The sequence below is a fragment of the Corynebacterium sp. HMSC074C03 genome (genome assembly GCF_001838285.1).
GTDB classification, from domain to species: domain Bacteria; phylum Actinomycetota; class Actinomycetes; order Mycobacteriales; family Mycobacteriaceae; genus Corynebacterium; species Corynebacterium amycolatum.
On record NZ_KV836215.1, the window covers coordinates 49,606 to 58,528 of the forward strand.

8 protein-coding genes are annotated in these 8,923 nt (G+C 56.2%); 3 read left to right on the plus strand and 5 right to left on the minus strand.

Annotated features, from left to right (window positions below; translation table 11 throughout):
* Positions 1-38 precede the first annotated feature (38 nt).
* The 3 genes from HMPREF2847_RS05925 to HMPREF2847_RS05935 form a co-directional block, all read right to left on the minus strand.
* Complete coding sequence (locus HMPREF2847_RS05925) at positions 39-659, minus strand: TetR/AcrR family transcriptional regulator (RefSeq protein ID WP_016421686.1); 621 nt, start codon at positions 657-659, stop codon at positions 39-41.
* Positions 660-1,034: 375 nt separating this feature from the next.
* Positions 1,035-1,328, minus strand: a complete 294-nt coding sequence (locus tag HMPREF2847_RS05930; protein WP_070833580.1) for a GlsB/YeaQ/YmgE family stress response membrane protein — start codon at positions 1,326-1,328, stop codon at positions 1,035-1,037.
* Positions 1,329-1,670: 342 nt separating this feature from the next.
* Entirely contained in the window at positions 1,671-2,570 is a 900-nt protein-coding gene (locus HMPREF2847_RS05935) for a universal stress protein (protein ID WP_005510554.1), read from the minus strand.
* A 297-nt stretch (positions 2,571-2,867) separates the two neighbouring features.
* Between HMPREF2847_RS05935 and HMPREF2847_RS05940 the strand changes: the two genes are divergently transcribed.
* Genes HMPREF2847_RS05940 through HMPREF2847_RS05950 form a run of 3 tightly spaced genes read left to right on the plus strand, consistent with a single transcriptional unit; the run spans position 2,868 to position 7,357 of the window.
* Positions 2,868-3,899, plus strand: coding sequence for a pseudouridine synthase (locus HMPREF2847_RS05940; protein WP_070851811.1), 1,032 nt, complete (start codon positions 2,868-2,870; stop codon positions 3,897-3,899).
* A gap of 17 nt (positions 3,900-3,916) precedes the next feature.
* On the plus strand, positions 3,917-4,711 hold the full coding sequence (locus tag HMPREF2847_RS05945) for an ABC transporter ATP-binding protein (protein ID WP_187401109.1): 795 nt from the start codon (positions 3,917-3,919) through the stop codon (positions 4,709-4,711).
* A 21-nt stretch (positions 4,712-4,732) separates the two neighbouring features.
* Positions 4,733-7,357 (plus strand): ABC transporter permease, encoded by a 2,625-nt coding sequence (locus tag HMPREF2847_RS05950; RefSeq protein ID WP_070851812.1) that lies wholly within the window; start codon positions 4,733-4,735, stop codon positions 7,355-7,357.
* Between the two features lie 111 nt (positions 7,358-7,468).
* Here HMPREF2847_RS05950 and HMPREF2847_RS05955 read toward each other — a convergent pair whose 3' ends face one another.
* Complete coding sequence (locus tag HMPREF2847_RS05955) at positions 7,469-7,912, minus strand: DUF2871 domain-containing protein (protein ID WP_070833583.1); 444 nt, start codon at positions 7,910-7,912, stop codon at positions 7,469-7,471.
* Between the two features lie 90 nt (positions 7,913-8,002).
* A complete protein-coding gene (locus tag HMPREF2847_RS05960; protein WP_168168365.1) occupies positions 8,003-8,758 on the minus strand; it encodes an SDR family NAD(P)-dependent oxidoreductase in 756 nt (251 codons plus the stop codon).
* Between the last annotated feature and the right edge of the window lie 165 nt (positions 8,759-8,923).

The following is an 8,923-nucleotide window of genomic DNA, read 5'->3' on the forward strand; positions in this document are numbered from 1 at the left end:
GCGAGAACTAGGGCGCGTTAAAAAAGGGAATTAGGTATTTACGTGACCAAGTCACGGGCCAGGTCGCGCGCCATCTGCAGCGGGTTCAGATCCTTGGACATCTTGGCACCCGCGAGGCCGCCGTCGAGGTAGAGCAACAGCATATTTGCGTGAGCAGACGGCATACTAGATTCATTTTCAGTCAGCAGCGTGTGTAGCTGTTGCCAAACCCAGGAGCGGTGATCGGCTGCGGCCTGGCGGATGTCCTGCTCCGACTCCGTTTCCGGCCGCGGATATTCACTAGCCGCATTCTGGAAGTGTGAACCACGGAAGTCGATTGCCGGCTGCTCCGCAATACACTGATCGAAGAAAGCGAGAATCTTCTCCGCCGGGGTATCCAACGAGGCCACTCGCTGCTCCCAAGCCTCCCGCCATTTGGCATCGAGGTCTTGCAGATACGCGATGACCAGCTTGTCCTTGGATCCAAACAACGAGTACAGGCTGGCTTTGGCGACATCAGCTTCCCGCAGGATGCGGTCAATGCCGACAACGCGGATGCCTTCCGTTGTAAACAGAGCTGTCGCTGATGTCAGGAGGCGCTCCCGCGGACTGGGGCGGTTACGACGGCGAGAGGAAGCGCGGCCGCCTTTTGCGCCCTTGCCCGTTGTCGCTTCTGCCACGGCAGTACCTCTCGTCCTTCCAAAGTCACACCCCGTTATAACAGCTGCTTACTCGCAAATACCGGCGTTCGCGTCATTGCTTTCGCAACACTGAGCAGGGCGTTTATAGTTTGTGATATTCCATTGTAGGCGCATCTGCGACTGTGATTTTGTAAAAGAACAAACTAGTCAGTCTTTCAGCCTCTAGTCCTACTTTAGCGTGCGATGATTGCTGCCCCCAACAGCTGTCGCGACAACCGCAGAACGCCAACTTCACGACAACCGCACAACAAAAAGGGCATCTCAATGTTAATGAGATGCCCCGCGCTCTAGCTCACTATCCAGTAGATAGCAGCGTTTCGACGCTTCGTGCTGAGCTGTGCTGTTTTTCTTGGTTTACTTACGCTTCTGAACCAGGCCGACAATCCACAGCAAAATCACGGCGCCGAGCAGGCACGTAAGGAAGCTGAAGATCATTCCACCACCGGCGACATCAACGCCGAACAGGGTGAGCAGCCAACCGCCGAGGAAGCCACCGACAATACCGACGACGATATTCAGGACGACGCCCATCGACGCATCGGTGCCCATAATCTTGGAACCAATCCAACCGGCAAGGCCACCGACGATAATCCAGCCGAGGAAGCCCAGAGAGGGGCTAAAGGAGGCAGCAAGAAGAATCTCGTTCATGATAGATATTCCTTTCCGAAATCGTTCTGACTCAACTATAAGGCTTTCCAAAATATCTTGCACCTACTGCAAGCACTATCAGGCCATTTCGGCCACTGGGAAACTAGCGAGATAACAGTCAGATAACCACCGGAAAACCCTTATAGAATCTGTACTTTCTGCATAAAAACGGGATTTATGCAGACGAGAGGCTCCATTTAAATAAACCGAAGCCGACCTCCGAGGCATGTCGGAAACCGGCTAGGTTCTACTTATAAATATTCGGTAACGGTTTCTGTTCTCGGCGCTAAACGCACCTCCACGACCGGCACCGGCGTTTTCCCAGTCCCCTCGAAGACCGCTTTAGGCGTCAGTCTCCGGGCGGACAACCATCATCGGGCAAGCAGCCGCCTGCAGGAGTGCCCGCGAGGTGGAGCCGAGCAGCATGCCCTTGAAACCACCGCGGCCATGGCTGCCAACGACCAGCAGCTGAGATCCTTCCGAGGCATCAGCCAGAGCACGAACTGGGCGGTCGCGGGTAACAACCTTCTTGATGGCCACTTCCGGGTACTTCTTAGCGTACTTCTCCAGCCGGTGGCCGAGCAGAGCCTTTTGCTCCTCTTCCACAACCTGCCACTGGCTCTGAGCTGCAGAAAGACCAGCCAGGGAAGCCTGTACCTGCATGTCCATCCAGGTGTGAACTGCAATCAGCTCTGCACCACGGGCATCGGCCTCACGGAATGCGTACTCCGTTGCCTTTTCGGAAATATCGGAGCCATCGACACCGACAACGACCGGGCCGTACTTGGTCTCGTCGGTAACCAGGTTGTCCTCGCGGACAACAACAACCGGGCACGATGCGTGGGAAACAACAGCGGCGGAAACCGAACCCATGACCATGCCAGAGAGCCCACCCAGACCGCGAGAGCCCATAACAACCATGGTTGCCTGCTCAGACAGGTCGAGCAGCATGTCAATCGGGCTGCCCTCTTCAATCTGGTGGCTGACATCTACCGACGGTGCGAAGTCGAGGGCAATCTTCTTGGCCTCGTTAATCTTCTCCAGGGTTTCGGCCTCAAGATCGTCGTAAAGCTCCTGCGGCGGAACCATGCCCTCTGCGTAGAGGAACTGTGGCATGGAGTAGCTGCTGACCAGACGGAGTGGCTCACCGCGCTTCACTGCGGTGTTAGCGGCCCACTTGACGGCGGTCTTGGATGCCTCCGAGCCATCGACCGCGCACACAATGATGTTCTGCCTTGGCATTGATTGCCTCCTTATTATGCGATCCATAAAAATTGGCTCTCCGCGGCCCGACCGCAACGCAGCTACACCTATCGCACCTGCTTGGACGCCATTTTAATGGACAAGCTTTGCTATTTAGTCAACCCTTCCGAGCCAACCCTTTTATTACTTTCACCTCCACCCTACCCCCATTATGTTGCGACCGACAGGGCAGAATGTTGTCCACCTACGCCATTAGGGGCGATACCAACACCGCCCTGCCACAGCAGCTCCGCTTGCCCGCCAGATGAATCCGAGGCACCTGTTAAAGTCAGCCGTATGCGTCGCATGCCACTGCCCATTCGCGATGGGCTCAACCCATCCCGCATCGCCGCTCCCGGGCGTCGTGGCGATGCCCCCACCCGTGCGTGGGATCTGCTCGCAGGCGCTATCGCAGGTCAAACCCACCGCCACCCGGACGATGATGAAGCGGCCGTGGCCAAGCGCTTTGCAGATGGGCTCGTCGTTCGCGCCAACTCAGTGCCGTACAGTCCGGATGAGATGGTGAAGCCCGGCGCGGAAATGTGGTTTTACCGCACCCCAGCACCGGAGCGCACAATCGCGGGGCCGATGCCGATTGTCTTTCAAGATGACAACCTTGTGGTCGTCGACAAGCCGTCGTTTTTGGCAACGATGCCACGCGGCCGACACATCACGGAAACCGCTGTCGTACGCCTGCGGCGGGAGCTGGGAAATCCGGAGTTGGTTCCCGCGCATCGCCTCGACAGACTGACGTCGGGGTTGCTCATCTTTACCGCCCGGCGCGAAGTTCGCGGTGCCTACCAGGGGCTTTTCGCATCTGGGGAAGTCACTAAGCGCTATCACGCGCTGACATCGCCCACACCCATCGCTGGCGCGACCAGCGAAGCCCTGCCCGAGCCCCCGCTGGAGTTGCGCACGCGACAGCACAAGATTGCTGGCCAGATGCAGGCTTATACTCTCGAGGGCGAGCCAAACGCCCACACCATCATCGAGCACATTTCGCTTGTCGACGTGCCTTCGGACGCCGACGGCCTCGCTGCCGACAGTGGTCACGTTGCGCTGTGGCAATTGAAACCCATCACCGGACGCACTCATCAGCTGCGGCTGCACTTGAGTGAGCTGGGCTTTCCCATCCTGGGCGACCAGTACTACCCGGAGATTCTGCCGCTGGAGGCCGAGAATACCTCGGAGCCCCTGCACCTGGTCTGTGTAGAAATGAGTTTCGCTGACCCCGTGACTGGTGAACAACGAACGTTCCATTCCCACCGCAGCGTTTTCAATCCGCTTTCGCTGCCGGATATTAATTCGCCGTTGATCAAATCTAATTAGAAGAGAGCCCCCTCCCCATGTCTGCCAAGCATGCACAACAATCCGCTAAATCATCCACGGAATCTTCTTTGGAGCATTCCGCCCCACCAGCGGCGGCCTACGCTGAGAGGCTCACCAAGAAGTACGGCGACGGCAATGCCGCTGTTACTGCACTGGACCATGTTGACATCTCTTTTGCCGCTGGTGAGTTCACCGCGATTATGGGCCCGTCCGGGTCCGGTAAGTCGACATTGATGCACTGCATGGCCGGTTTGGACTCCGCGACGTCGGGAAGCGCGTACATCGGTACTACGGAACTGTCGAAGCTGTCGGACAAGGAAATCACGGCGCTGCGGCGTGACCGCCTGGGCTTTGTGTTCCAGTCCTTCAACCTGGTGCCGACGTTGACGGCGGCAGAGAACATCACCCTGCCTATCAATATCGCTGGTCGGAAGGTGGATAAGCAGTGGTTCGAGGAAATCACCACGCGCCTCGGGCTTAAAGAACGGCTTACGCACCGCCCCTCGGAACTGTCCGGTGGCCAGCAGCAGCGTGTCGCCTGTGCGCGTGCCATCGTCAGCCGGCCGGAGATCATCTTTGGCGATGAGCCGACGGGCAACTTGGACTCGAACTCATCTCGTGAGGTATTGACGATTCTCCGCGATGCGGTTGATGACATCGGCCAGACCGTCGTCATTGTGACGCATGATGCCACCGCCGCGTCCTACGCAGACCGTGTTGTGTTCCTCGCGGATGGCCGCGTGGTTGACGAGCTTCGCAATCCCACGCCCGCCGATATTTTGGCGCGCATGACAGATATTGAGAATCTTTAGGAAGGCAGGTCATCTCCCCCCATGACATCATCGTCTTCCACGCTGAGCCGCGTCGCCTGGCGCAACATCACCTCGCACAAGTTGCGCCTCGTGCTCACAATTATTTCGGTCGTGCTGGGCACGGCCTTCATCACCGGCGCATTTGTGTTCACATCATCGCTGGACAAGGCCTTTAAGGGGGCAATGAGTACCGCTTATGACGGTGTCGACGTGGTGGTGACGGCCCCCGCTGACAATCCCGGTGCGCTCACCAAAGAAACTGAACAGAAGGTAGAGAACTTCCCTGGGGTGCGCGCCCTCAACATCGGCAATCCCAGCAATAGCATCACGGCCACGGGAGCCGACCGCAAGCCGATTCAGACCAATGGTTCGCCATCGATGGGCCTTCCCTACTATCCAGCGGCCGAAGCGGTGGGCAACAAAGTCACGATTACCGAGGGACACGCGCCGGAAGCACCAGGTGAGGTGGTCGTCAACTCCGCCACCGCCAAACTCGGCAGCCTCCACGTCGGCACTGAAATCAAAGTAGCCACCCGTCTCGATCGGGCGACGGTGAAGGTCGTCGGCATCGCTGATACCTCCATCGACCAAACTGGCTACCTCGCGGTCTTTTTCACCCAGAATCAGTGGCGCGAGCTCTACGGCGAAGACGGACATGTGGACATGTTTACTCTCGCTGCCGATTCCACCACTGATGCTGCCACACTTACCCGTGATGTCGCGGCCGCGTTCCCCGACCTCAAGGTAGAGGCCGGCTCTGCACTCGCCGACGAGGCTTCCGAACGTGTCTCCTCCGCCTTAAGCTTTGTTAACTACTTCCTCATCGCTTTCGGGCTCATCGGTCTGCTGGTCGGCATCTTCATCATCTCCAATACCTTCACCATGCTGGTCACTCAGCGCATGAAGGAGTTCGCTCTCCTCCGCGCCCTCGGTGCTTCACGACGACAACTCACTGCGTCCGTCCTCTTGGAGGCATTCATTGTTGGCCTCATCGGTTCTGCACTAGGTGTAATCACGGGATTTGGGCTGAGCCAGGGGCTATTCATGCTTCTCGATGCCATGAGTATCTCCATGCCCGGCGACGGCCTGACATTCGAACCGGTGGCAGTCATCGTTCCTCTCTTTGTCGGCGTGGTAATTACCATGATTGCCGCTTGGACACCGGCGGCCCGCGCTGGTGCCGTTCCTCCTGTGGAAGCCATGCGCTCTGGGGATCAAACAACCAGCAATAGTCTCAGTATTCGGACATGGAGCGGCGCTGTGCTGGCATCCGCCGCTATCGCAATCATTGCCTGGGCATTGCAGTGGAACGACGCGGAAACCAAGATTCGCGCTATCTTCGTTGGTGTCGGTGCAGTGATGACCGTAGCCTCCGTCTGGCTTGTCGGCCCCGCACTGTCCATGCCTCTGATTGGAGGACTGGGGCGCGTCGTAGGTGCGCCTTTTGGAACCGTCGGCAAGCTTGCGGCAACGAACTCCCACCGCAATCCGCGCAGAACGGGAACCACATCGTTTGCACTGACGCTCGGACTTGCGCTGGTGACTGTGATCGGCATGTTCGGCGTGTCCATGAAGGAAGCGGTCAATGAGTGGTCAGAGACAAATCTGACGGCTGACTTCGTGCTCTCGCCGCCTCTGACTGCGCATTCGGCCCTGCCTCTTGGTGTCGAGGACGCGGTGAAAGATATCGATGGTGTCGAAGACACCGCAACGTTGTCGATTGGTGCACTGCTGGTGATCCCACCTGAAGAAGCCGCCACGATGATGACTGCCGACGGCGAACAAACTGAAGTCGGACCGGAATCTAGCAATGTGTCGGTTTTCAACTCCAACGTCGGCAAATGGTACGGCACTCGCGCCCTCCAAGGATCCCTTGACCTAGCTATGCCGGATGCGGGAATTGTCATCAGCGAATCAACGGCGAAAAAGAATGGTTGGAACGTTGACACTGAACTTGCAGTGGTTTCCAAAGGCGGCGTAACACGGCTCCCTGTCACTGGCATTTTTGCTGACACAAGAGATCCAGGCCAGTCGATTATTGTCTCCGACGAAGCCGCCCATAAATATGTCAAAAGCAGCCACCTGTTGCCCTTCCAGACCTACGTCGATGTCTCCAATTCCATCGCGGCAGACAGCGGCTCCTTGGATAAAATGAAGCAAAAGCTTAGCGACGCCGTTGCGGACTACCTCGTAGTACAAGTGATGACTGCTAAGGAGTTTGCGGGCCTGGCTAATGCCTCTATCGATGTCATGCTGGGAATCGTGTACGCACTGCTGGCACTGGCGGTCATCATTTCGATTCTGGGAATTATCAATACTGTCGCGCTCTCAGTTGTCGAGCGCCGCCAGGAGATTGGCATGCTTCGAGCCGTCGGCCTGCAGCGCTCGGGGATTCGCCGGATGATTCGCCTGGAATCTGTGGAAATCTCCATTTTCGGCGCAGTCGTGGGTATTGTCCTCGGCTTGTTCCTTGGCTGGTCACTGCTGACCGTTCTGAAGGATGAGGGCCTGAATACTATTGCGGTACCGTGGCTGCAGGTTGTTCTCATGCTGCTTGGGTCTGCGCTTGTAGGCGTTATTGCTGCTCTCGGACCTGGTCAGAAGGCCGCGAAGACACCACCTCTGGCCGCTATCGCAGACGAATAGCCGCCGCTATATGAAAGCGCCCCGTGCAGATATAGTTTCTGCACGGGGTTCTATTTCGCCTTATTACCTAGGCCGAATCAGCTATCCGACTCACGCATTTCCGCTGGAAATTTATACGGCTGCGTTGGCCTTGCGAACCTCGCGTTCACGATTCTTCAGCGCCTTATTGAGAAGCATAAAGAACCACACAAAGCCAACCGTCAGGATAATGTGGCCGAGTCCTGCAATTCCCGAGTACATCGGACCCCAGGCCTCCGGGCCTGAAACAACGTGGACGATACCGTTTGCCACCATCATGCCGATCGTCCAAACAATGCCGACATTCTGAACAATGAACCAGCGATCAAAGCCCTTGACAGCTGAAATATTGAATTGACCATCCAATGCCAGCGCAACCAAGAAAAAGATCGTGCCAAGAACAAGGAAATGCGTGTGCAGCGTATTGAGCTGCGTTTTATCGCCAAAATCCATTGCACGGGTAAATTCACGATAGAAAACGCCAGAAAATAGACCAAGACCGAGATAGACCGAAGCGGCTGTGAATAACTTACGCATACTTCGTAGCCTACTCAGATAACACTGGCTTCTAAATGGACTAAACCCAGGGGGTTAAACGAAAGTTTGATACCGCGAAACTAGAGGGCCTCAAACTAACCGCGCCAGTCGAGCCACAACACGTTTCGGCACAGCCTTAAATAGAGCCATCACCAGACCATATAGACCGGGTGCGACCTCCGCTCGGCCGCTCTCCGCTGCACGTAACGTGCGCTCCACCAGATAACTGAGATTCTGCTCAGGCATAAGACGCAACTTCACCGACTTCGCCTGCTTCACGACGTCCCGGAGCGCCTTGGTCTTAACCTTTCCCGGGTAGCAAATAGTTACAGTTACACCATTAGGCCTTAATTCATCCCTAAGGCTGATACCCCAATGCCGAATAAACGCTTTCGATGCTGTGTACACCGCGAGCCCTGGAGTTGGTGCTACAGCCGAGATCGACGAAACCAGAATAATGTGGCCATCCTCTTCGAATAAATCGTTTAGAGAGTAAACCGCTGCGACCGTTCCGCGAATATTCGTCTGTATCATTTGATCAGCCCGCGAAAAGTCCTGGGTATTAACATCGCCATAATTCGCGTACGCGGCATTGAGGATTAAATAAACTATCGTCGCGTGATGGCGCTCAACACGATTCCGGAGCTTATCGCCAAAATCATCATCGGACTGGTCTAGACGAAGATATCGAAGACGCGAACCTTGGGTCCTAGAGTGTTCAGCGGCCTCGCTGGAAGAATCATCGTTGTAGCTACGAGAGATACACCAGATTTCATCTAGGTCTGGACGTAGCTGCCCGAGCCTATCGGCGAAGACGGCACCTATGCCCCGAGATGCTCCAGTCACGATTCCCACTCGCATGATTTCCAAGATACAGCTGACTGGCTCAGGCAATTAAAACGGCGCCGACCAAGAGTGCTGTATGGGAATAAACATGCCGACAAAAAGATACAGCGTTAAAACACTTACGCTAGTTTATGTTGTTTACTTGTGGGTAAAACAAAAGCGGGC

What these genes read in the sequence shown, in the direction of transcription:
- HMPREF2847_RS05930 (WP_070833580.1), bottom strand. Translation starts at nt 1,328, where the DNA reads ATGAACGAGATTCTTCTTGCTGCCTCCTTTAGCCCCTCTCTGGGCTTC.
- HMPREF2847_RS05940 (WP_070851811.1), top strand. Translation starts at nt 2,868, where the DNA reads ATGCGTCGCATGCCACTGCCCATTCGCGATGGGCTCAACCCATCCCGC.
- HMPREF2847_RS05950 (WP_070851812.1), top strand. Translation starts at nt 4,733, where the DNA reads ATGACATCATCGTCTTCCACGCTGAGCCGCGTCGCCTGGCGCAACATC.
- HMPREF2847_RS05945 (WP_187401109.1), top strand. Translation starts at nt 3,917, where the DNA reads ATGTCTGCCAAGCATGCACAACAATCCGCTAAATCATCCACGGAATCT.
- HMPREF2847_RS05935 (WP_005510554.1), bottom strand. Translation starts at nt 2,570, where the DNA reads ATGCCAAGGCAGAACATCATTGTGTGCGCGGTCGATGGCTCGGAGGCA.
- HMPREF2847_RS05955 (WP_070833583.1), bottom strand. Translation starts at nt 7,912, where the DNA reads ATGCGTAAGTTATTCACAGCCGCTTCGGTCTATCTCGGTCTTGGTCTA.